The following is a 23,044-nucleotide window of genomic DNA, read 5'->3' as shown; positions in this document are numbered from 1 at the left end:
CCCTGCCCAGCTGTAAGAAAACCGGGGTCAGGTCTTGCCTCTTGCTCCCTTACAGCCCGACTGGAAACATTCACAGCCAATCTATTGCCGCTGGTTGATCCCAAGGATAATGCATGAGCGAACCGCAACTGGAAGCTGGGGAACGGCGCACGGCAGCCGATGGTGATCTGCTAGCCTTTAGCCCTAAGCCGGTAAAAACAGATGCCCAGGCAGCGGACTCTACCGACTGGGTCAGGCGCAAGAACGATATCTGGATGGACCTTCAGGGCGGCAACTTGGTATTTGGAGCTGAATTTACATTGATGTTTCTAAGCTTGAGCCTTATGACGATTGGAGTTGGGCTTGTTTTTCACCTAACCACCAACGAAGCGATTAAAGAAGGCCCGCCTATTCGGCTTAATCGCCAGAAACGCGAGATTGCGATACCGCACTGGGTCGGAGGAAGTGAGTTTAAAATGCCGTATTGGGGAGACGATTTCGCCGTGACGGCCTACATAATTTTCCTCGTGGTTGTCGGCGGTTATGGCGGAAATTAAATGGCAGGCCCGTGGGACGGTGAAGGGCCGAATGTTTTTCTAAACGGTGTGCACTGGATTGCAGGTGTCAGTGGTGCGATTCTGATTCCTTATATTGCTGTTGGGTTTTACTTGTCCAAAAAAAGTGAACCTCGTCTGACCTATATCTACCACCCCTGGGAGCAAATCGTCGCTTTCATCCAGAAACAACAGGTGACCACCCCCACAATTCTCGCACAGCAAACCATGCTCACCCTGGCCGTGCCGGACCCTGACAACCCGGACAGTGCCAAAGCGGCAATCTCCATCAACGTCGGCCATGAAACCGTGGGCCTTGCGCAGTGGGAATGCCTGCGTGCGTTCATGGACGAAGGCCCCTCCGCCTGCCCCGACCCACGGGACTACGGTACGCTGGCCGACTACAAGGCAAGCTGCCGTCAGGCCCGGCAAGAGAAGGGCATGGCAGACTGGTTATGGAAAAAGATAGGCGACTGGTTCTTCCAGCGTTATCTGGCCCGCCTGGCCACCGAGCGCCGGGTACGCAAGCTCATCCCCAAAGCCTTACCGGAGCAGCTAAGAGAATGGTCACAACCGCTGCCGGAAAGCGAGTGGGCGCAGCCGTCCGAAGAGCTGAAAGCGCTGAATGCACAATTGACCGCCGCCTATCGCCAGGGACAAGCGTTCAACCAGATGGGGCCAGTCTCGCAATGGCTTTCGGGTGAGCGTGCAAAATCAAGTCATATCATGGCTTAAGGGCATCGACACCCTATTTGACCTGAAGCGCGCACCGCCCAGGAACGGGAATACTGCGTGCAGCATCTGGAACGCGACCTGGCATTCCTACAACGACTGGATGCCGAATAATGGACGACCCGTAGAATGGTGATCTTGCTCCAAGGAGTTCGCTGAGCCACTTTCTTGAGACTGAGAATAGGTCAGATTCAAAGACACTGAAAAGGATTTTCAATCATGTTCCCCCGTAACTTACTGATCGTCGTAGCTTGTTTTCTCTTCGTTGGTTGTCAAAAACCGTTAGTCGCGAACATTCCGATTAAGGATGATCGAATAGACAGACAGGAGGTGGCGTGGGCATTAAATGACTACATGGAGCGACGAGGGCTGACGAAAATTGTCGGTGTGATAAAAAATGATGACACTCTGCGTATTCAGTTTGCCCGAATTTCAGGTGACACTAATCACACCCAAAATGACCTCAAAGAAGCATTAGAAGCTTATGTTTCGATGCCGCGGATTGAACGGCGATTGATCGTTACCTTTCCTCGTGGCCTCAATGGCGCAACGCAGGAGTTAATCGACCGGTTGGACGGAAAAGATCACCTCTCAATGGAGCTGAAGGGAAGGGGACGTCCCGAGCTGTTCGTGACTGGACAAAATGGCAACAGAGTAGTCTGCGCTGCTGAGCTTCAAGTTTCCACGCTGTTACCCAGCTTCAAATCAAATAATTCCCCTCAGGAGAAATTAAGCGAACACCGCCAAACAGTCATGAAGTTGATGGGGCTTAAACAACGCACACCAAAATTGGCCCGTAGAGTCTCGATGGCAGACGGATCTGATATGCCATTTGATCAAGCGAATATCGAATTTGTGACCAAGTACACGGGAACTCGTTACAGTGACGACGGGAAGGTCGATATCCATAAAAGCTACTTCCGTGTCTATCTCGGAATGCTGAGCAATGTCGAATACTCTCAGTCAATGTTTTCGAATCCGAGCGAGGGCCGGAGCTACGCTGCTAGCGATGAAAGTTTCCAGCGCTGCTCTTTAATGGGGGTGAATCTGCCCGAAGACAAAGCAAATTTCCTCAGCGCCCAGGATCGGCCCTTCACCGCTGCGGGGAACATTCGGTTTACCAATTAAGGTCAAATATAAGCTGATTCGCACGATAAGCAGAAAGGCCGCGCCGCCTCATACTGGCGCAACATGAACGAGGAAGACTACGAAGCGTTCAAGCATCAGAACCAGACGGCGTTAAGGCAGGGCCGCAATAATTTGCCGGGGTCAGGCTCCAGCGCCCCTGCATTCTTGATGCTCGTATTCTGGGCCGGGGCCTGCCCATGCCACAGCAATCCCATGTGGGCATGTTGGCCTGAGACAGCTGAAAAAATAGTGATCTGTCCCGTTTCCAGGCAATACGCCAACGTTTCATGGAAGATCAGATGTATAAATTAACCTGATTACGCATAAGCTTCAGCCATCTTTAACAGCCTGTAAGGCATCCCCCTCTGCCAGCCTAGTTGTCCAGTTGGCGATTTTGCCTAAATTCATGTCAGATTGGGCGGTATGAGAGCAGTCATGCCACGTTATTCCGAGGAACGTAAAGCGGCCGTGTTGAAGAAGTTATTACCTCCGCAGAACCGCAGTGTGGTGCAGGTGGCGGCAGAGGAAGGCATATCGGATGTGACTCTGTATAGTTGGTTAAAACAGTGTCGACAACAAGGAGTGCCTGTGCCGGGTTATCGTAATGCAGGAGACGATGGGTCTCCTGAAGCCAAGTTGGCCGTCGTGATCGAAACGGCGTCTATGTCCGAAGCGGAACTGGGTGCGTATTGCCGCCAGAAAGGCCTGTATCCTGAGCAGGTGCAGCGCTGGAAAGAGGCCTGCCTACACGGTACGGGTCTGCAAGAAGGGCAAGAGAAAGCCGCTCAGAAACAGCAGCGAGACGCCCGTAAAACCATCAAAAAGCTGAAGGCGGAAGTTCGCCGTAAAGACCGGGTTCTGGCGGAAACAACTTCTTTGTTGGTGCTGTCAAAAAAGCTCGAAGCCTTGTACGGCGAGGACCCGGACAGCGAGGACAACTGACACCGCTGACCGAACGTACAAGGCTTTTAAACGACTATGACGAAGCTGTTGCCAGTGGCGCGGCCCGCTACAAGGCGGCCGATTTGATGGAGCTGAGCCAGCGCACGTTGAAACGCTGGCGACGCGCTAACGGCACTGTGGCAGAGGATCAGCGCCCGCAAGCGGAGCGCGTTGTGCAGCCACACCAGCTCACTCACGCTGAAGAAGCGGCCATTCTGGATACCTGCAATGAACGGGAGTATCAGAGATTGCCACCGTCCCAGATCGTGCCTCGACTGGCGGATAAAGGACTTTATCTGGCGTCGGAGTCTTCGTTTTACCGAGTGCTCAAAAAGCACCCGCAATTGAATCATCGGGGCCGCATGAAACCACCGCGCAAAGTCCCTGAGCCCACTAGCTTTACGGCCACTGGCCCGAACCAGGTGTGGAGCTGGGACAGTGTGCCGCAGAGGCACCAGAAAATAGATGCAAGGACGCAGACATTTTACTGAGCCATAAGCTCAGCAAGAGATGGTGGTAGGCCCACCGGAGTCGGCTGTCGGAAGCAGGCTCCAAACCAGCCCAAGCTGCATGTATTAAGAGTATTCGTGGTGAGCGTTGGGTCAAAAGGCTGCGAGAAAAAAAGCAGTCAGGTGTGATATTGAGAGGCGAGTGAAAACGAACCCATGATGACGTGTCGAAAACCATATATGACATCAAAATCGAAGGCGTGTCCCATCTTCGAGATTAGCTTGTGGGTGAACTCCGAATGCTGCTCAAGTGGTGTCCGGCATAAAGTGGGCGCGACTCAATATCAGGCTCTTGTTGGGAACTGCGGGAACCCGTCATCGTGATGTTTAAGGGAGAAAGCGCAAGTGGCGACCACCACAAGGCTGAGAGTACCGATGCACGATACTGGGACGGAGCTGCTCGTAGTAGTGACGAAGCTCCTGTAATGGGAGTGGAGCGAAGGGGCAGCATCAAGCAGCCTGTATCTCGGTCTCAACTGCAAGCGCAGGAGGAGGATCGACATCAGGCAAAACCATTCGACATTGATAAATGGTTAATCGTTGAAGCGTACAAACGAGTCAAAAAGAATGCAGGGGCAGCCGGTATTGATCGGCAGTCACTGGAGGACTTTGACCGTGATCGAAAGGATAATCTTTATAAAATCTGGAACCGGATGTCTTCGGGCAGCTATATGCCTCCACCGGTTCGTGCCGTTTCCATCCCGAAGAAATCGGGCGGGGAGCGGGTTCTGGGAATACCAACGGTAGCGGATCGAATCGCCCAAATGGTGGTCAAGCTCCAATTTGAACCCGAGGTCGAGCCTTGCTTTCTTCCAGATTCCTACGGCTATCGCCCAAGAAAATCGGCGATCCAGGCTATAGGCGTCACTCAGAAGAGGTGTTGGCGTTATCCGTGGGTCTTGGAGTTTGATATCCGTGGTCTGTTCGACAACATTCCGCATGAACTCTTGTTGAAAGCTGTCGACAAGCACGCAACCAATCCGCGGGTAAAACTGTACATTCGACGCTGGCTAACGGCACCTTTAATGAGTCCGGAGGGGCGGGCGATTGAGCGCACGAAAGGGACGCCACAGGGTGGTGTGATCAGCCCTGTGCTGGCGAATCTCTTCTTGCACTATACGTTCGACTGCTGGCTGAGCCAGCACTTTCCAACCATTGAGTGGTGTCGGTACGCAGATGATGGGCTGCCTCATTGTAGTACTGAAAAGCAGGCTCACTTCCTGCTACGTAGGCTACGTGAAAGGTTCGGTGAATGTGGGCTTGAGCTGCATCCAGAGAAAACGAAGATTGTTTACTGTAAGGATCACCGTAGAACAGGAAACCACGAACACACATCCTTTGAATTTTTGGGCTATACCTTTATGAAGCGAATGGTCAAAGACAAAACCGGAGAGCTTTTTCTGGGATTTTGTCCGGGCATCAGTCGTCCCTCACTTAAGGCGATTATTCAGAAGGTGCGAGCGTGGAAGATAGGGCGGCGAACGGATCTGTCGATAATGGACATTGCTGACTTTATCAATCCATACCTGCGAGGCTGGTGGAATTACTATGGTTGCTACTATCGGTCATTGATGTACCGAGTATCGCGATATGTGAACCAACGGCTGGTCAGATGGGCTATGCGAAAGTACAAACATCTTCGAGGACGGAAGGTGAAAACGATTGCCACGCTAGAACGACTGGTCAAAGCGCGACCCAATTTGTTTGCGCATTGGTCGCTAGGAATGTCGGGTGCGTTTGCTTGATGGGAGCGGTGTGAGCCGAGAGGTTCACGCACCGTTCTGCGAGAGGCTGAGAGTGAAACTCTCTTGGCCTACTCACCTCAGTTATTGCCCCTCAGAGGTGCGCGGTCAGCACTGGTATCTGTACCTGATCATGGACATCTACAGCCGCAAAATCGTGGCGTGGGAAATCCACGAAGCCGAGTCCGGCGAGCTCGCCAAAAAGCTCATAGATCGAGCTCTGTTGCGCGAGAGATGTTGGCAAAACCCACCGGTGCTGCACTCAGATAATGGCGCGCCGATGACGTCCTACACACTGAAAGCGCGGCTGGCAGAATTGGGTATGTTGATGTCTCACAGCCGACCCAGAGTGAGCAACGATAACCCGTACTCAGAGTCGTTGTTCAAAACGCTGAAGTACTGCCCGAAGTGGCCTGCCAAAGGCTTTAGATCACTAACAACGGTGCGTGAATGGATGCTGTTGTTCGAGCAGGCCTACAACGAGGAGCACTTGCACAGCGGCATCAACTTCGTGACGCCCGCACAACGACACCAAGGTGTTGATGCAGAGTTGCTAGCCAAACGTGAAGCGGTGTATGAACGAGCAAAGAGTCTGAATCCCAGGCGTTGGTCTGGTGACATTCGAAACTGGACAGTCGCCGGAGCCGTATCCCTCAACCCTGGAAAATTGCAGGAAATTGAGCGCAATAAACAGGCTGCTTAAGTGCAGCTATTTGGACAACTGGGTTGCAAATCACCGGGGTCAGCAACGCCAATCGAGAGTCACGATGCCGAGGGCGGGGCGGACAGTCCACGCATTGTCTTCGACGGCAAAGGACAGACGTTAACAACGAGTTGCACGTATTCGTAAATCGTTTCGATGTCAGCTCCTTCAGCTGGAGCAGTAATGCAACTGGGTTCAAGTCAGAACGTGTGGCAGGTGAGTGGAGGGCCCAGCTTGGCCGTCAACGTAGACCTGAATACTGAATCTGAAAAGTTGGATCTTGACCTGAATGCTGTGCGATGTCCTGAGTACAAAAACGAAGCGAGTTCCGGCGGTACTGTATCGCTGTAACCTAATCGCGGCACGATAGAATAACTGGAGTGGTAATGGTTCAGCCTGAAGCGAGCTCGGCGCATGCGCGCAAAGTTGCCCTGAGTATTTTTTTACCATTCGCTGCGGGCTATTTTGTTTCCTACTTGTATCGTGCAATCAATGCGGTCATCGCAGATGAATTGGTGGCCGATGTAGACCTGAGCGCAGATCAGCTTGGACTGCTGACCAGTGCCTACTTCTTGGCATTCGCAGCGGCTCAGCTGCCGGTTGGCATGTTGCTGGATCGTTTTGGTCCCCGGCGGGTTGAGTCAGTGTTGTTACTAGTGGCTGCCTTTGGGGCGGTTGTTTTCTCGCGGGCAGACAGTCTTGCGGCCTTGACGATGGGCCGGTTGCTGATCGGTGTGGGTGTGGCCTGTTGCTTGATGGCGTCGTTTAAGGTGTTCGTCCTTTGGTTTCGGCCAAATCAGCTACCGATGCTGAATGGAAGTCTCTTGGCTTTTGGGGCGTTAGGGGCGCTGACTGCCACAGTACCGGTAGCGTGGGTATTGGAATTTACAAGCTGGAGACGTCTGTTCATGGGGCTGGCAGCGATTACTCTAGTGATATCAGCATTAATTTTTTTTGTAGTACCGGAGGACTCAAAATCGCCGAAGGATACGCATTTTCATGCCCTGATCAATGGGCTGAAACAGGTGTTGTGTGACGGTTTTTTCTGGCGTGTTGCACCGGTAGTCGCCGTGTTTAGTGGTTCGTCGATGGCTATTGCCACGCTTTGGGCTGCCCCGTGGCTGCGCGACATTATGTTGCAAAGCTCTGGGGAGGCGGCGGCTGCGTTGATGTTCATGGCCATAGGTATGGGTACCGGATATCTATGCCTGGGTTTCGCTCTGACGTGGTTACTCAGGCACGGAGTTCGACCGGTACCGGTTATCGCAGTGCTTATGACAATATTTATGTGCATGGTTGCGGCCATGGCAACAGGCTGGCACATACCAGCGTTACATCTGTTCATGGCGGCTATGGGTTTTTTTGGCACCGCGCCCACGACAGTCTATTCGTTGCTGTCCGGCCACTTTGACAGCAACCTAAGCGGCCGAGCCGGTACCGCGCTCAACTTACTGGTGTTCCTGTCAGCCTTTGTTTTTCAGTGGAGTATTGGGATAGTAATCGGTTTTTGGGGTGAGGCGGACGCTGGCGCGTATCAGGTCGAGGGCTATCAGGTTGGGTTTGGCGCGCTGGTTGTCCTGCAAGCCATTATGCTTGCCACACTGGTGTTTAATCGCCGAAAGCTGGCAGATTATAGGATTTGAGCGAGAAGCCTACGTTCATGCCACGTTACATTGAGGAGCAGGGTAGTTTCCGCTGCTCAGGCATATATCCAAAAGAGTGTATGTTTGTATTCAATATTAATTATTTGAAAGTTGATGTGGATCGTAAATTGTAAATATTTATTCTTTGGGTAAGGGGAAGTATGGATTCCCGTCATCTCCGGCGGTTCGTGGTGCTCGCCGAAACATTGAATTTTCGCAGGGCATCAGAAAAGTACCATATGTTCCCAGCCTCCGCTTTCCATATCAACTTAAAAACTGGAATCGGAGGTCGGTGTGGCGCTGTTTACACGCGGAAAGGATGACGTCAAACTGGAGTGGTCAAGCACTTTGTGACAACCCAGTTAAGCTGCTTTCCTCAGTTCAACAGCGGCTGCTTCGTAACCCATCGGGCTGATATAACCCAGCGTAGAGTGCAGTCGTCGACTGTTATAAAACATCACAACGTAATTCAGAATGTCCCGCTGTGACTCCGTGCGCGTCTGGTAGCTTCGCCACTGCACACGTTCCTTTTTTAAGCTCGCAAAAAACTCTCGGCGACCGCGTGTCCCAGCAATCGCCTTTGCGGCTCATGCTACCAACGAAGCCGTTTGCGTACAGCAACCGCCGATAAGCGTTGCTGGCATATTGAGAGCCTCGATCCGAATGGACGATTAAACCGGGTTTCGGTTGCCGCTGCCAGAGGGCCATGGTCAGGGCGTCTGTCACCAGCCTGGCGTTCATTCGCGACCCATGCTCCAACCGACTATCCGTCGACTGAACAAATCGATGAACACCGCCAGATACAGCCAGCCCTCTCGGGTCCAGATGTAAGTGATGTCACCAACGTACGCCTGATCAGGCTCAGCAGCGCTAAAGTCTCGTGCCAGTACGTTGTCGAACACCGGCTGTTTATGGTCGCTGTTGGTGGTTACTTTAAACTTCTTCCGGTACCGGGCTTTAACGTCGGCCTCGCGCATTAGAGACCGCGCCTTTTACCGACCTCCTTCACAGCCTCAATCATCGCCTCGTGCTCCGCATTCGGCAGCCGTTCGCGTTGACGTTGGCAGTACCGATAATAGGCATTGCGACTGACACCCAAGAGCCGACTCATTACGTCGACTGGCCAGGTCTTCTTATGCTGGGTGATGAACGCGTACTTTAATGCGTTTCCTTGGCAAAGAAGACCGTCGCTTTTTTTAGGATGTCTTTCTCCATTTTCAGGCGGCGATTTTCTTCTCGCAACTGGCGAATTTCCAACTGTTCAGCGGTCAGTTTGCCGTTCCCTCTGAAAGCCTGCCCATCGACCGATTCATGCTCTTTTATCCAACGCCCCAGCATGTTTGGGTTGATCTCCAGACTGCGCGCCGCGTGGGCCCTTGAATATCCCTGCTCCAGCACAAGGCTGATGGCGTCCAGCTTAAATTCTTTCCTGATTACTCATATTGATCAGCCACCATTCCACCAGCTTGACCTATACTGGAGTTATGTCCAGTAGAGGAGGCGACGTCATGGCACGCAACCCTATCCAGTTCCAGCCCGGCCTGTCGTTGCCGGCGTTTCTTGAGCAGTACGGCACGGAATCGCAGTGCCAGACCGCCCTCCTCCAACATCGCTGGCCCAAGGGGTTCGTGTGCCCCGACTGTGGCAATGCCACCGGCTGCCGGCTGTCCTGGGGGCTCTACCAGTGTCACCGCTGCCACCATCAAACCTCGCTGACCGCCGGTACCATCTTTCATGCGACACACTTGCCGTTGACCACCTGGTTCCTGGCCATTTATCTGCTGACCCAGCGCAAGAGTGGTATCTCGGCACTACAACTGTCCCGGGAGCTTGGCGTCGCCTACAACACGGCCTGGAAGCTTAAACACAAGCTGCTGCAGGTCATGCACGGGCGCAACCAGGGAGAGAAGCTCTCCGGGCGCATTGAGATTGATGACGCCTACCTGGGCGGTGAACGGCCGGGAAAGCGCGGTCGCGGCGCTGAGCACACGTTCCCGTTTGTGGCGGCCGTACAAACCGATGAGGCGGGCCATCCGCAGCGTGTCCAGCTTCGCTGTGTGAGCGGCTTTACGCTTGCCGAGATACGTCGCTACGCTCAGCAGGCCATTGTGCCTGGCAGCCAGGTCATCAGCGACGGCCTGGGGTGCTTCCGAGCCTTCGATACGTCCACCTACGTACATGAGCGCCATATCACCGGTGGTGGACGTGCCAGCGTGGCGAACCCGGCGTTCAATTGGGTCAACACTGTACTGGGCAACGTCAAGAACGCGATCACCGGGACTTACCATGCCATCCGTGGACAGCATGCACCTCGCTACCTCGCCGAGTTCGAATACCGCTTCAACCGGCGCTACGACCTCAAGGCCATGCTTCCACGATTTCTGACGGTGGCAACCCGGACACCACCGATGCCTTACAGGCTGTTGAAGATGGCTGAAGCTTATGCGTAATCAGGAATTCTTTTGAGTACAGCTTTCTTGTGGTCATGTAGGTTCTCCAGGTTCAGGGTATTATTCCTTAACTGGGCTGGTCACATCCATTCAACCACTTCATTGCGAGCTCTACTCCTCATCGAATGACGGGAGAGAGATCAAACTATGCCGAATAGGCTGACGGCAAGTCCGGGGAATGCAGGCTTCCGAATGGGGGGTGCGGCATAGTTCTGAGTTCGGCATAAACCGCTAAAACCAACAGCCTGGAACCCTCGGCTTATATCCAACATGTTCTGAAGCGGATTGCTGACGCTGACACGCTGGAAAAGTTGGAGCTGCTTCTGCCTTGGAATGCGGAACTGGGACAGGCGTCAAAAAAAGTGTCGCAGTTCGACTGAAGGCAAGTGGGCCGATTTATTGGCGCTTACGAGGCGGCTAATGATGAACCCCCGGTCATTCCGTAACCCGGCCCGTGCTATAGCAGTTACTGATAGTAGGCATCATTAATTCCTAATGGCATTCGGATTCTGGACGTTCTAGCTTAACGTTAAAATTGATGGTCCTAAAACGGGCCCAATGGCGATGGATTGGCTTCTCTTGCCTTTTTCCGAACCAGTAATAAAAACAAAGAAATCAGAGGCTTTTACTATGAAAGCTTGGGCTTGGTCGCAGCCTTCTTGGCTTGGAATATCCTGGTTGGACTTTGGGCTGCAGGTCATAGACCGGCGCGAGCCGCGCAGAGGTCGACAGCCGCACTGCTTCTCCTCGAATGCTCTGTGCGAAGAGCTACCCTGCAAGCTTGGAGCGGCCTCCGTTCCTCGCAGGAGCGCAAACTCTACCGCTGCAGAGGCGAGCGCCTGCGCCCCGCTAGCATTTATCCCGATTATAGCCGGTCACTCAGGCTGCAGAGAGGAAGCGTCGCTGCTCCGAAAGAGGAGTTCGAGCGGATGCTGAAAACCTTTCTCACCCCCGCCTCAGTCATTGCCATTGCGTGGTCCATTTTCCAGATCTACATGGTTTGGGGCATACCCCTGAATCTGATCGTGGCCGTGCCCGTCCACGTGATGTTCGCGGTAGCCTTGACGTTCGTGACTCGCCCCCTGATCCAGGGCTCGGCGGGGACATTCTCGTTTTCCAGGGCGACTGATTACCTCTGTGTTCTTGCTGCTGTTGCCGTCGCGGCCTACTACCTGGTCAACGAAGGGCGGTTAACTACCCGGATTGCCTCGGTCGACCCGTTGACTGTAGCCGACTTCATTGTTGGGACTGTCATCCTCCTGCTGGTAATCGAGGCGACGCGCCGTGCCTTGGGGTTAGGTCTAGTTGTGGTCATACTGCTTTTCCTGGTGTACCAGTTCAGCGGGCCCTACCTGCGCGGTATTCCGGTGCTCGATACCATAGCTCATCGGGGAGAACCGGGCATGAGGTTCTTCGAGAGCTTCCTCGACCTGCAGGTGCTGCAGAGCGGGGGGGTATTCGGCATCCCCAGCGTCGTATCCTACACCCAGGTATTCTACTTCCTGCTGTTCGGTGCGTTCCTGGAGCGTTTCGGGGGAGGCCAGTTGTTCATCGACGTGGCGGTGCTGCTGGTGGGGAAATTCCGGGGTGGCATGGCCAAAGTTTCCATCATTTCATCATCCATGTTTGGCGCGGTTAGCGGTAGCGCAACCGCTAACGCCGCGGTGATGGGCATGTTTACCATTCCGGCTATGAAGCGTTCGGGTATGAAGGGCGAGGAAGCGGCCGCGATAGAGGCGGCGTCTTCCACTGGAGGGCAGCTCATGCCGCCAATCATGGGAGCGGCGGCTTTCTTGATCGCCCAGTTCATGGGAATTTCCTACGCAGAAGTGGCGATAGCAGGCTTGATTCCCGCAATCCTGTTCTACGCAGCGCTCTACTTTGTCGTCGATTTCACTGCCAAGAAAAAAGGCTATCGCGGCATGACTCAGGATGAGATGACAGTGACGTGGGGCAATGTTGCCAAGCGCCTCTATCTTTTTATACCCGTCGTAGTCCTGATCTACCAGATCCTGGCTGGCCGCGCGCTCAGCTCCGCAACGCTTGAATCGATCGTGCTCATCATCGTACTGGCGATACTTTCCAGTTCCGTCGGCGCATTCCGCCGGCACGGTGCTGCCGGCGCCATCTCTGCGGCCAAGGGCGTGCTGGTCGATTCTGTCAGGGCTCTGGACAATGGCGCGCGCGGTGCTGTGGCGGTGGCGATCCCTTGTGCCGGCGCAGGCATCGTCGTCGGTGTCGCATCGATGACCAATCTTGGCCTGACCTTTGGTAGCTTCGTTGCGCTGCTGTCAGGGGGAATGCTGCTGCCCGCGCTACTGATAGTCATGCTGATGGTCATCGTCATGGGTATGGGGATGCCCACCACAGCCGCATACATCATGGGCGCAATCCTGGCGATACCGGCTCTGAGCGAATTCAATGTCTCGCTGCTGTCGGCGCACTTCTTCGTGCTGTATTTCGCCGCGCTATCGATGGTGACCCCTCCCGTAGCGCTGGCCGCGTTCGTGGCGGGAGGTATTGCCGGCGCGAATGTCTGGCAGACCGGCCTCTATGCATTTCGTTACAGTCTGGCGGGATTCCTGGTTGCCTTCGCTTTCGCGTTTAATCCGGCGCTCTTGCTGGAGGGCGAGTGGCAAGACATAGTCCTTGCCGGCGTCACCGCTACTCTCGGCTGTTACGTGTTGGCGGGTAGCGTCGCCGGGTACTTGCGGACACACAACACCCGAGCCGAGACCGTAATGCTCTTCTTTGCAGCCTGTTTGCTCATCGCTCCGATGCTTAAGGCATCCTTGGCTGGGCTCGGGCTATTTGTTCTCGTCTGGCTGTGGCAGGGCCGTAAAACGAAGCTGTCTTATTCTAGCCCAGTGGGGAAAGCCGGCAGTTAAGCTGCCGATTACGATCAAACTTGGATAGGAAACATGAACATGTCTACCACACTGAAAAGCAAAGTCGCCGGCTTGATACTGGGCGTCAGTCTGGCACTGCCTGCGGTTGCCTCCGCTGAGCCGGCTCATCTGTTGTTTGCAGCAGCTCCAACCGGCAGCACCTGGTATGCCTATGCCGGTACACTACACTCGGCAATGCTTGAGGAACTGCCTCCAGGTTCTTCCGTTGCGATTATGAATACACCCATGGCTATCGCGAATACAAAACTGCTGACCGGCGAGCGTGCCGATATTGGCATGATTTTTCCGCCGGTGGCGAACTGGGCAGCTCAAGGTTTTGGTCCGTTTGATAGCAAGGTTGAAAACGTGCGTGGGCTGGTCGGCGGTATGGACCAGTACTATCAGCGTATAACCGTTCAAAAGGACAGCCCAATCAAGTCGCTGGCAGACATCAAGGAACAGAAGCTCCCGGTTCGTATCGGGACCGGACCCCGCGGCAGCCTGAACGAATACATCGCCCGCCTTATCCTGCAATCCTATGGTCTGAGCTATGAAGATATTGAGTCTTTCGGCGGTAATGTTGCCATGAACAGTTTCGGTGTCTTGCGCAACCAGTTCGGTGACAATCAAATAGACATGATCATCGGTATCACCACGCCAGGGCATCCAAACACAGCGCAACTTTCTATCGCCCCAGGACAGCGCTTTCTTAGCCTGAGTGACGAGTCCGTGGCCTACCTCAAGGAATACGGCTTTAGCCCAGCTACCATGCCGGCCAATACGTTCGAGGGCCAGAATGAGCCGGTGGAGGGCGTTGGTTTCCCGACTTCATTGTATGCCAATAAGGCGCTTTCGGAAGAGCTTGCCTATCAGATAACGAAGGGGATCATGGAAAACCGGAAGAGACTGAAGCAGCAGTTCGGTTCGATGGCTAGCTGGAAGGCTGAAGAATCAGCCAAGCAAGAGAACCTGCAAATGCCGTTGCATCCTGGCGCTGAGCGGTACTATCGGGAAGCTGGGATACTCAAATAGCAATAGGGTTGAGAGAGTCTGACATTGATTGAGAAAAACGCAGCCTTGACTGGCGGGCAGGTGATCGTCGAACTGCTCCGTCGAAACGGAATCACGCGAGTGTTCGGTGTTCCCGGGGAGAGCTACCTGCCGGTCCTGGATGCGCTTTGCGACGCCGCGGATGTCGAGTTCGTTAGCTGCCGTCACGAGGGCGGTGCGACCATGATGGCGGAGGCTCATGCCAAGATTACCGGCGGACCGGGCATTGCTCTGGTTACCCGCGGGCCGGGGTCGGCAAATGCTTTTTCAGGACTCCATGTTGCGTATCAGGATTCTACGCCCCTGGTGGTGCTTGTCGGTCAAGTACCAAGAGACGCTGTCGGGCGAGAAGCCTGGCAGGAAGTTCATCCCCAGGCCTGGTTCGGGGGGATAACCAAATGGTCTGCTCAGGTGGAGGACGCCAAGCGTCTGCCCGAACTTCTCAATCGGGCATTCATGACGGCCATGAGTGGTCGACCTGGCCCTGTGGTCCTTTGCCTGCCGGAAGATCTTCTCTACGAGACTCTGCTCTGTCCACCGCTCAAGCCGGCGTTGGCGGTTAGACCTCACCCAAATATTGGGGATGTGGAACGCATGGTGACGTTGCTCCATAAGTCTGAGCGGCCGATTATTATTGTGGGTGGTCCTAACTGGACAGAACAGGCACGTCGCCAGGTCGAGAACTTTGCCCTTGCACACGCGATCCCCGTGGCAGCGGCTTTTCGCCGACAGGACCGTTTTGACAATGCACACCCGAATTATGTCGGCGAGGCGGGTTTGGGCATGGATCCGGCTTTGGCCGAGCGCATTCAGAATGCAGATCTGTTGATTGCGCTGGGTACACGTCTTGGCGATATCGCGACCCGGCATTACACCTTGGTCGAGGTGCCGCGCCCGTTCCAGAGGCTGGTCCATGTGCATGCCGGTGCCGACGAAATCGGGAAAGTCTACCAGCCAGATTTGGGTATCTGCTCGGCGGTCGTGCCATTTGCCGAGGCCCTGGCCTCCCTTGAGCAACATCCGGAAACAAGCCCCTGTCGTGAGGACTGGCTTGCTACGGCAAAGGATGACTACCTCCGGTGGACGGTGCCTACGCGGTTGCCAGGAAAGCTCCAACTCGGTGATATCGTCACGTGGCTAAGCGAAACACTACCCGACGATGCCATCGTTACTAACGGCGCTGGTAATTACACGCTCTGGGTCCAGCGCTTCTTTCGCTACCGCCGCCTTCATTCGCAGCTTGCGCCTACTTCCGGATCAATGGGCTATGGGCTGCCTGCGGCGATTGCAGCGAAGCTGGCTTGTCCCGCCCGTCCGGTCATCTGTTTCGCTGGGGATGGCTGTCTGCTGATGACAGTCCAGGAGCTGGCCACAGCAATCAAGTACGGAGTCAGGATAGTCGTCATTCTCATCAATAACGCGAGCTATGGGTCTATCCGGATGCACCAGGAGCGGACGTACGATCGTAGGTTCGGGACTGATCTGCACAACCCCGACTTTGTCGAATTGGCTCGATCATTCGGAGCCGAAGCGCGATGCGTAAATACAGCTGAGGATTTCAAGGAGTTCTTCCCGATTGCGCTTAATAGTGACAAGTTGACACTAATCGAGTTGAAGTTGGATCCCAGTATTCTAAAGCCATAATACATAGTCGAGCCGAAATCCGCGGGACGTCCTGGCTGGTTCGAGCGCCCGGAAAACAAGATAGATTCCTGTGTTGAACTGTTTCAAAAGACTCTGCATGGAGCCATTACGAGAAGTGATACTTGACATCATTTTTTCCTAATAGTATCGGCTGCTCGCCACGCTTATTCTAAACAATATGGCCACCAGATCACTGGGCGAAGAACCTACCTTGGTCATGAATGCCTGGACGCAACTCCAGGGACCAAAGCCGAAGTAACAATAACTAATCAGAGGTGTTTATGGGTGAAGCTTCTTCTCAATCTGTGCCGTCCGGGCGGGCGCCCGGGCTCCCGCCCGGTGCAGATCTAAGAGGCTGGCTTGACCACCTCCACCGAGAGAAGCGCCTGAGCGTTGTTCGCGCAGGGGTGGCTCTCAAGTTCGGGGTGGCCGCCGTCGCGAATCGCCTGGATGGGCATACGGCCTCGCTCTTCGTTTCACCCAGCGGACATTCAGTCCCCGTGATCTCAGGCCTATTGTCGGATCGGGGCTGGATGGCCGAGGCTATGGGAGTCCAACCGGGACAGGTACTGGAGCGCTTCCTGGATGCATCTCTGAACCCACTGCCTTGTAGTGAAACAACTGAGGCGCTCTGTCAGGAAATCGTGCACACGGATGGGGTGGATTTGGAGTCCCTGTTGCCGATCCCGACCCATAACGAGCACGACAGCGGCCCATACATCACGGCTGGGCTTATGATTACCAGGAACCCGACTACCGGTATACAGAACGTTTCGATTCACCGTCTGCAGGTGACTGGCCCAAATCGCCTGGGCGCGCTTCTGCTCCCCCGTCATGCATTGTCTTTCTACCAGCAGGCAGAAGCCAGCGGTCAGGATCTTGAAGTTGCGATCGTCATCGGCGCCGACCCGCTGACGCTCCTCTCTTCCCAGGCCATTGTTCCGATCGATCATGACGAGTTGGAGATTTCCGGTGCGTTACGGGGGCGGCCTCTCGACGTAGTGCGATGTGTCACCAACCAGTTGTTGGTCCCGGCACAGGCTGAGATCGTTATCGAGGGCCGCCTGTTGGTAAAGGTTCGTGAGATGGAGGGTCCGTTCGGCGAGTTTCCCCAGTACTATGGTGAGCGAGCGGAGCGGCACGTTGTTGAAGTGGATGCTATTACTCATCGTCAGAAGCCCCTGTTCCATACCATCGTGGGAGGCAGCCTGGAGCACCTTCTTCTCGGAGGCATACCCCGGGAGGCCACCTTACTGGCTCACCTTAAGCGCAGCTTTCCAAATGTCCGAGATGTTCATCTTTCCAAGGGGGGCGTATGCAGATACCACCTCTATGTACAAATTGAAAAGAGGGCCGAGGGTGAAGCCAAGAATATCATTTTGGGGGCGTTGGCAGGCCATTATGATGTCAAGCATGTCACTGTGGTCGATAGTGACGTAAATATCCACGACCCGGGCGAGGTTGAGTGGGCCGTTGCGACCCGGTTCCAAGGCGATCGCGACCTGGTAGTGATCAGTGAAACCCAAGCATCCAAGCTTGATCCTTCCACCCGCGATGGTGTGGGGGCAAAGCTGGGGTTCGACGCAACGGTTCCCCTCGACGCTCCGCCCTTCAAATTCTTGCGAATCAGCGTTCCAGGGGAAGCTGACGTGGACCTTGAGCAAGTGCTAAACAACACGGCAGATAGCTGGCGTGAGCAAGTCGGAATTCAATAGGTTTAGGGGATCTGCATGAAGACAGAAATTGAAGCGTTACATCTGATTGGTGGAGAGCGCTATCCATCGGTGGACGATTGTTGGGCAGAGAGTCTGGATCCGTCAAGCGGGGACCGGATCGGGCGCTTCGCTGACGGTGGTGAGAGAGAGGCCCAGGCCGCAATTGAGGCGGCACGACGAGCTTTTCGAGATCCGGTTTGGTCTCACAACCCCCGTCTCCGGCAGCAAGTCCTCTTGGAATGGGCCGCTCGCCTTGAAGAAGATGGGGAAGCTCTGGCTGAATTGCTGACTCGTGAAAATGGCAAGGTCATCTCCCAATCTCGTGGCGAACTTGCTGCGACTGTCTCGGAGCTTAGATATTACGCGGGATTGGCCAGGCACAATCCTGGGCATGTTCTGGAGGTAGCGCCGGGTGAGTTCTCAACCATCCTCCGGGAGCCGGCTGGCGTAGCGGCGTTGATTATCCCCTGGAACGCTCCTGCGACACTGCTGGCGCGCGCCATAGGGCCAGCATTGGCAGCAGGTTGTACGGTCGTCGTCAAGCCGGCGCCCCAGACCCCGTTAATTACTGCAGCTCTTCTCGAGCCGCTGTCGGACCTGGAGGGCCTGCCCAAAGGAGTGGTCAATTTCTTTGCGGAAACTGGGCATGCAGGTGCCCGACATCTGGTCGCAAGTGCTGAAGTTGACGTTTTGTGCTTCACCGGTTCCACCGCAACAGGGCAGAGGATCATGGCCGATGCCGCTCCCACCATGAAAAAACTGTCGCTGGAACTCGGCGGAAAATCATGCGCCTTGGTATTCGAGGATGTTGAGCCGGCAGACATCGCCCCTAAACTCGCCGCTGCTGCGACTATTATTTCCGGTCAGCAATGTACTGCAGCCCGGCGCGTGCTGGTACACGAGAGTCGCTTCGACGATATGAGGAAACAGCTGATGCATGCCCTCCAAGCTGTCAGAGTAGGGTCCGGACTGGACCCCGTCAGCCAGATGGGGCCGCTGATTGACTGGCAATCGCGGGACCGGGTTGCGGAACAAATGAATCGGGCCTATGCCAGCTGCGATGATGTCGTCCTGGAGAGCACCTTACCCAAAGGCAAACTTGAAAAGGGCGCCTACCTGACTCCGGGGCTTATTACGCACGGCGACGACAACGCTTTCTTTTGCCAGGAAGAGATATTCGGCCCCCTTCTGGTGCTGGAGCGCTTCTCCACCGAAGCCGAAGCGATCAGTAAAGCGAACAATACCCGCTTTGGGTTATCTGCCAGTGTCTGGACAGAAAAGGACGGTCGTGGGCTGCGGGTAGCCCGGGCCCTAGCTAATGGAACCGTCTGGTTGAATGACCATAACAAGCTGTTCGCTGAAGCCGAGACGGGTGGCTACCGGCAGAGCGGCATCGGTCGACTCCACGGCTATGACGCCCTGAATGACTTCACCGAGCTTAAACACGTCTATCAGAACTGTGGAGTGGCTAAGTAGTGCTCTTGAGGAAAGGCTAGCGCTGTCCGAACAGCGTTCATGAATCTACTAGAAAAAAGAGACTGGCAATGAACAACAAACAAAAAACATACCGCCAAGAATACCGTGATTCTACTCCCCGCTGGTACCGCGGTGAACTGCATCTCGGCTTCACCCTCATATTCACCTTCGGAGCCATATTCTACTGTTGGCGTCAATTACAGAGCCCCACCGCCTGGGAATGGATGCTGCTCATCCCGATGTTTCTTTTCGGAAACTATATCGAGTGGGCGGCCCATCGCTACATTCTGCATCGGCCCGTCAAGGGACTGCGCACGGTTTATCAGCGCCATGTAAATTCCCATCATCGGTTTTTTACCCATGATGATCTGTCCTTCGAGGACCAGAAGGATTGGCGGGCGCTACTGTTTCCTCCATTCGCTCCAGTCATGTTTGTGCTGAGCGCTGTACCGGTAGCACTAATACTGGGAGCTGTATGGTCGGCCAATGCGGGCTATATGGTGGTTATCTTCATGGCAAGTTATTACCTCATGTATGAGGGGCTTCATACGCTATCTCACGTGGAGAACAGTAAATTCCTCGATAACCTGCCCTTGATTAATACGGTCAGAAGAATGCACGTCATCCACCATCATCCTGGCCTGATGCAGCACAGGAACTTCAATCTCACCTTTCCTATATGCGATGTGATTTTTGGAACAAGCGACCTGGAACACGGATTCTGGCGAACCATGTTCAATGGAGCCAAACACCATGGCATGCGCCCAGCCGACCGCAATCGGTACGAGAACTTCTACAAGGGCAGGGGTGCACGTGACCCATGGCCGCCCCAGGAAGACCACGAAGAATAAGCGGACCGGAAAGAAATTACTAAAGAACAACAACATACTGTTCGAAAAAGTGAGGATCCACATGATTTTAAGAACAAGAATAATCGGTACGCTGCTTGCGGCCATAACCCTTGCCTTTAGCTCGATTGCAAGCGCGAAAGAAATGCGGCTTGGGCTTATAGTACCTATCTCTCACGCTTGGTCGGTCGCCGCGAAAGCCATGGGGGAGGAGTTGAAAGAGCGCTCGGACGGTAAATTCAGTGTCTCGATTTTCCCCTCAGGCCAGCTCGGAAGCGAGGCCCAGATGATGCAGCAACTGCAAACGGGTGCCTTGGACATGGCCTTCTTGACTGCGGCCGAGCTTACGAATCATGTGACTGATATGGGCGCGTTATTCGCCCCCTATTTGGTTGGCGATGTCGAAGAGGCCGGTAAGCTGCTAAACGGTCCGACGGCACAAAGACTGTTGGACAGGCTTCCAAGAAAGACCGGGACTGTCGGTCTGGGCTATGGGATAGCTGCAATGCGCCTGATGCTAACCACATTTCCAGCGGATAGCGTCGAGTCCCTTGATGGCCGCAAGATACGGGTGACTCCATTCGCTCCCGTCCAAGACTTCTATCAGATCCTGGGCGCTGCCCCGACACCTATGCCCCTGCCTGCGGTTTACGATGCTTTGGCGAATGGCCAGGTAGATGGGATAGATGCAGACCTGGAGTTGGTCTGGAAATTAAAGCTCTACGAGCGCGGTGACACCCTGTTGTATTCCAGGCACATGATGTTCCCGGTAGTGGGGTTGATCTCGGGCCGGCTCTGGGCTCAGTTGGGCGAGGCGGACCGGGCCCTGATTGCGGAAGTAGCTAAAAAACATCTTAACAACCTGTTTGGCCAGTATTCCGAGATCGAAGCTCGGATGCTCAAGAACCTCCAGGGGACCGAACTGAATGTGGTGGAGGTCGGCCCCGAGTTTTTTGAAGGGAAGCTGGAGCAGTGGGACAAGACCTGGTCTCAGAAGAGTTCAATTCTCAAAGATCTGCGCAAGGAAGCCGCCGAACTCGAATAGCTGAGTTCGTCTATGGGCGCAACAGGCTCACTCCGCCTGTCGTGCCTGTCTGTTGGTATTCGGATGTCTCCAAGGGGGCTCTATGATCCGTCCAATCCTAGCTCTGAGCGAAGTAGTGGCCCGGTGTGAGCGGGGGGTACTGCGGATGTTGGTACTTGTCATTCCTGTAATGGTTCTGGTCAATGTGGCTGGGCGCGCGCTGGGGGCTCCGGTCTTGTGGCTCGATGAACTGGCCGTGCTGTTTATGGTCTGGTTGGCCATGATCGGCCTTTCACTGACTCTGAAAACTCGCGATGCGGTCTCGGTCACTCTGGTGCAGAATGCGTTACCTCCGGGCGCCCGCCGGGTGCTTCGCTGTATCAGCGATCTGTTTGTCCTTGCGTTCACAATCGCGTTCCTCGTGCTCTGCTACCTGTGGTTTGACCCTGTCCTGCTGGTCAGTACTGGCTTTGATATCGAGCAGTTTGCAGCCAAATCCTTCAACTTCATCTATGACTCGCCTACCGCGACCCTTGGGGCCCCCAAAGTCTGGTTCTGGTTGATCTTGCCGATCACGGCTCTGACCAGCAGTGTTCATGCCTTGGCGAATCTCCTGCAAACGCTGACAGTGCCGGCATCGGAGCCAATAGGCCATGTAATCACTGAAACGGGAGTTTGAGACCATGGTTGCTACCAGCTTTCTCACATTGCTTTTCATAGGCTTGCCAATTGCACTTGTCCTTGCGATCACGGCCATGATCTACATTTATCTAAGCGGCAACAGCGTTCTTTTCCTCTCCTATCCCCAGCAGTTCTTCGGTGGGCTAGAGAACTACGGGCTGCTAGCGATTCCGCTTTTCATGCTGGTGGGGGAGCTAATGAACGAGGGAGGAATTACCCGGCGCCTGGTTTCATTTGCATCGGTCTTCCTCGGATCGGTGCGTGGCGGCCTTGCCTATATCAATATCATCGCCAACATGATGATGGCGTCGATTGTAGGCTCGGCAAATGCCCAGGTGGCGGTGATGGGGCAGGTGATGGTGCCCGAGATGCATAGGCAGGGGTATGATCGAGGTTTCGCAACAGCGACCACCGCGGCCGGAGCCCTGCTGGCTCCAGTGATTCCGCCGTCCATGCTCTTTATCATATTTGGCGTGTTGGCCCAGATCTCCATAGGCGATCTCTTCCTGGCCGGTGTTGTCCCTGGGCTGATGATGGCAGCCAGCTTCATCATTATTATCGCCCTTCTCGGCCTACGCTATCAGTATCCTGCCAGCGCGCGCCTGACCCGGGCACAGAAGATGAAAAACATCCTTGCCGGCATGCCCTCGCTCAGCGTACCAGTAGTGATGATCGGCGGCATACTTGGCGGCTTCACAACCCCGACCGAGTCCGCGGCCGTAGGCGCAGCCATGGCGGCAGTCGTGGGCCGATTTGCCCACAAGGAAATGAAATTTGAACGCATGGGCGGCATGCTCCTGCGTGTCGGTATAAATACTGGCGTGGTCCTGGCCATGGTGGCGGCGGCCGCGGTGTTTGGCTGGGTTATCGTCTACGAGATGATACCCCAGCAATTGAGTGACCTCATATTGGGTATGACCTCTGACCCGTTCGTCTACCTGCTACTAGTGATGGGATTGCTTCTGCTGGTGGGTATGGTAATCGATGGCATTGCAGCATTGATTCTGTTGGTACCCATATTGCTGCCTGTAGCTGAGAGCGTCTATGGCATCAACCCCTATCACTTGGGGGTCCTTATGTGTATCAACCTGACCCTGGGCCTTTTTACTCCCCCTGTCGGTGCCGCGCTCTTTGTGGCATCCCGTGTAACCGGGTGCACCCCCGGTCAGATTTTTCGACCACTATCGCCCTTCTTGCTGTCAACCATACTGATTATGGTGCTGATCGCTTGGCAGCCTGAACTGGCAACGTGGCTCGTTTCCGATTAGATCTGAGTTATCTGTAACCTGACCCGGGCCTTTTGCCCAGGCGTTAACCAGGAGATAGTCTTGTGAGT

Annotated in this window: 18 protein-coding genes and 2 pseudogenes; 19 read left to right on the top strand and 1 reads right to left on the bottom strand. The window is 54.7% G+C overall.

Going from position 1 to position 23,044, the window contains the following annotated elements:
• Window positions 1-113: 113 nt before the first annotated feature.
• The 9 genes and pseudogenes from MIH19_RS13895 to MIH19_RS13855 all read left to right on the top strand — a co-directional run bounded on the left by MIH19_RS13895 (window position 114) and on the right by MIH19_RS13855 (window position 7,932).
• A complete protein-coding gene (locus MIH19_RS13895; RefSeq protein WP_249005432.1) occupies window positions 114-536 on the top strand; it encodes a hypothetical protein in 423 nt (140 codons plus the stop codon).
• On the top strand, window positions 537-1,268 hold the full coding sequence (locus MIH19_RS13890) for a hypothetical protein (RefSeq protein WP_249005431.1): 732 nt from the start codon (window positions 537-539) through the stop codon (window positions 1,266-1,268).
• Window positions 1,269-1,484: 216 nt separating this feature from the next.
• Window positions 1,485-2,393: a hypothetical protein gene (locus tag MIH19_RS13885; protein ID WP_249005430.1), complete on the top strand. Its 909-nt coding sequence runs from the start codon at window positions 1,485-1,487 to the stop codon at window positions 2,391-2,393.
• Window positions 2,394-2,828: 435 nt separating this feature from the next.
• Entirely contained in the window at window positions 2,829-3,335 is a 507-nt protein-coding gene (locus tag MIH19_RS13880) for a transposase (protein ID WP_249005429.1), read from the top strand.
• Between the two features lie 86 nt (window positions 3,336-3,421).
• A complete protein-coding gene (locus tag MIH19_RS13875; protein WP_249009008.1) occupies window positions 3,422-3,826 on the top strand; it encodes a helix-turn-helix domain-containing protein in 405 nt (134 codons plus the stop codon).
• A 341-nt stretch (window positions 3,827-4,167) separates the two neighbouring features.
• The gene (gene ltrA, locus MIH19_RS13870; RefSeq protein WP_249005428.1) at window positions 4,168-5,589 is read left to right on the top strand and encodes a group II intron reverse transcriptase/maturase; all 1,422 of its coding nucleotides are present in this window, start codon (window positions 4,168-4,170) and stop codon (window positions 5,587-5,589) included.
• A 76-nt stretch (window positions 5,590-5,665) separates the two neighbouring features.
• A pseudogene (locus tag MIH19_RS13865) lies at window positions 5,666-6,289 on the top strand (DDE-type integrase/transposase/recombinase); the annotation flags it as partial.
• 183 nt (window positions 6,290-6,472) lie between these two features.
• Window positions 6,473-6,640: a hypothetical protein gene (locus MIH19_RS13860; protein ID WP_249005427.1), complete on the top strand. Its 168-nt coding sequence runs from the start codon at window positions 6,473-6,475 to the stop codon at window positions 6,638-6,640.
• A 35-nt stretch (window positions 6,641-6,675) separates the two neighbouring features.
• Window positions 6,676-7,932, top strand: coding sequence for an MFS transporter (locus MIH19_RS13855; RefSeq protein WP_249005426.1), 1,257 nt, complete (start codon window positions 6,676-6,678; stop codon window positions 7,930-7,932).
• 362 nt (window positions 7,933-8,294) lie between these two features.
• On the opposite strand, the pseudogene MIH19_RS13850 reads toward MIH19_RS13855, so the two are convergent.
• Window positions 8,295-9,366, bottom strand: a pseudogene (locus tag MIH19_RS13850) (IS3 family transposase).
• 74 nt (window positions 9,367-9,440) lie between these two features.
• On the opposite strand from MIH19_RS13850, the gene MIH19_RS13845 reads away from it, so the two are divergent.
• The 10 genes from MIH19_RS13845 (at window position 9,441) to MIH19_RS13800 (ending at window position 22,976) form a co-directional block, all read left to right on the top strand.
• Window positions 9,441-10,382, top strand: a complete 942-nt coding sequence (locus MIH19_RS13845; protein WP_249005403.1) for an IS1595 family transposase — start codon at window positions 9,441-9,443, stop codon at window positions 10,380-10,382.
• A 929-nt stretch (window positions 10,383-11,311) separates the two neighbouring features.
• Window positions 11,312-13,270, top strand: coding sequence for a TRAP transporter fused permease subunit (locus MIH19_RS13840; protein WP_249005425.1), 1,959 nt, complete (start codon window positions 11,312-11,314; stop codon window positions 13,268-13,270).
• Window positions 13,271-13,309: 39 nt separating this feature from the next.
• Window positions 13,310-14,302, top strand: coding sequence for a TAXI family TRAP transporter solute-binding subunit (locus tag MIH19_RS13835; RefSeq protein ID WP_249005424.1), 993 nt, complete (start codon window positions 13,310-13,312; stop codon window positions 14,300-14,302).
• Window positions 14,303-14,326: 24 nt separating this feature from the next.
• Complete coding sequence (locus MIH19_RS13830; RefSeq protein ID WP_249005423.1) at window positions 14,327-15,964, top strand: thiamine pyrophosphate-binding protein; 1,638 nt, start codon at window positions 14,327-14,329, stop codon at window positions 15,962-15,964.
• Window positions 15,965-16,245: 281 nt separating this feature from the next.
• Window positions 16,246-17,679, top strand: a complete 1,434-nt coding sequence (locus MIH19_RS13825) for a UbiD family decarboxylase (protein WP_249005422.1) — start codon at window positions 16,246-16,248, stop codon at window positions 17,677-17,679.
• 15 nt (window positions 17,680-17,694) lie between these two features.
• Window positions 17,695-19,155 (top strand): aldehyde dehydrogenase family protein, encoded by a 1,461-nt coding sequence (locus MIH19_RS13820; RefSeq protein ID WP_249005421.1) that lies wholly within the window; start codon window positions 17,695-17,697, stop codon window positions 19,153-19,155.
• Between the two features lie 68 nt (window positions 19,156-19,223).
• Window positions 19,224-20,006: a sterol desaturase family protein gene (locus MIH19_RS13815; RefSeq protein ID WP_249005420.1), complete on the top strand. Its 783-nt coding sequence runs from the start codon at window positions 19,224-19,226 to the stop codon at window positions 20,004-20,006.
• On the top strand, window positions 19,969-21,048 hold the full coding sequence (locus tag MIH19_RS13810; protein ID WP_249005419.1) for a TRAP transporter substrate-binding protein: 1,080 nt from the start codon (window positions 19,969-19,971) through the stop codon (window positions 21,046-21,048). Before MIH19_RS13815 ends, MIH19_RS13810 begins: the two co-directional genes overlap by 38 nt.
• 82 nt (window positions 21,049-21,130) lie before the next feature.
• Window positions 21,131-21,706 carry a TRAP transporter small permease subunit gene (locus MIH19_RS13805; RefSeq protein WP_249005418.1) on the top strand — a complete coding sequence of 192 codons (576 nt, stop codon included), beginning with the start codon at window positions 21,131-21,133 and terminating at the stop codon, window positions 21,704-21,706.
• A 4-nt stretch (window positions 21,707-21,710) separates the two neighbouring features.
• A complete protein-coding gene (locus MIH19_RS13800) occupies window positions 21,711-22,976 on the top strand; it encodes a TRAP transporter large permease (protein ID WP_249005417.1) in 1,266 nt (421 codons plus the stop codon).
• The last annotated feature ends 68 nt before the right edge of the window (window positions 22,977-23,044 follow it).

Source organism: Marinobacter sp. M1C (assembly GCF_023314135.1).
GTDB lineage: Bacteria > Pseudomonadota > Gammaproteobacteria > Pseudomonadales > Oleiphilaceae > Marinobacter.
Note: the sequence above shows the minus strand (reverse complement) of the source record. Positions and strands in the feature narration are given on the sequence as shown.

Bases quoted from the DNA above. Each gene is read 5' to 3' on its own strand.
- MIH19_RS13820 (WP_249005421.1), top strand. From the start codon at position 17,695: ATGAAGACAGAAATTGAAGCGTTACATCTGATTGGTGGAGAGCGCTAT.
- MIH19_RS13815 (WP_249005420.1), top strand. From the start codon at position 19,224: ATGAACAACAAACAAAAAACATACCGCCAAGAATACCGTGATTCTACT.
- MIH19_RS13885 (WP_249005430.1), top strand. From the start codon at position 1,485: ATGTTCCCCCGTAACTTACTGATCGTCGTAGCTTGTTTTCTCTTCGTT.
- MIH19_RS13805 (WP_249005418.1), top strand. From the start codon at position 21,131: ATGATCCGTCCAATCCTAGCTCTGAGCGAAGTAGTGGCCCGGTGTGAG.
- MIH19_RS13895 (WP_249005432.1), top strand. From the start codon at position 114: ATGAGCGAACCGCAACTGGAAGCTGGGGAACGGCGCACGGCAGCCGAT.
- MIH19_RS13835 (WP_249005424.1), top strand. From the start codon at position 13,310: ATGTCTACCACACTGAAAAGCAAAGTCGCCGGCTTGATACTGGGCGTC.
- MIH19_RS13880 (WP_249005429.1), top strand. From the start codon at position 2,829: ATGCCACGTTATTCCGAGGAACGTAAAGCGGCCGTGTTGAAGAAGTTA.
- MIH19_RS13875 (WP_249009008.1), top strand. From the start codon at position 3,422: ATGGAGCTGAGCCAGCGCACGTTGAAACGCTGGCGACGCGCTAACGGC.
- MIH19_RS13840 (WP_249005425.1), top strand. From the start codon at position 11,312: ATGCTGAAAACCTTTCTCACCCCCGCCTCAGTCATTGCCATTGCGTGG.
- MIH19_RS13890 (WP_249005431.1), top strand. From the start codon at position 537: ATGGCAGGCCCGTGGGACGGTGAAGGGCCGAATGTTTTTCTAAACGGT.
- MIH19_RS13860 (WP_249005427.1), top strand. From the start codon at position 6,473: ATGCAACTGGGTTCAAGTCAGAACGTGTGGCAGGTGAGTGGAGGGCCC.
- MIH19_RS13855 (WP_249005426.1), top strand. From the start codon at position 6,676: ATGGTTCAGCCTGAAGCGAGCTCGGCGCATGCGCGCAAAGTTGCCCTG.
- MIH19_RS13845 (WP_249005403.1), top strand. From the start codon at position 9,441: ATGGCACGCAACCCTATCCAGTTCCAGCCCGGCCTGTCGTTGCCGGCG.
- MIH19_RS13800 (WP_249005417.1), top strand. From the start codon at position 21,711: ATGGTTGCTACCAGCTTTCTCACATTGCTTTTCATAGGCTTGCCAATT.
- MIH19_RS13825 (WP_249005422.1), top strand. From the start codon at position 16,246: ATGGGTGAAGCTTCTTCTCAATCTGTGCCGTCCGGGCGGGCGCCCGGG.
- ltrA (WP_249005428.1), top strand. From the start codon at position 4,168: ATGTTTAAGGGAGAAAGCGCAAGTGGCGACCACCACAAGGCTGAGAGT.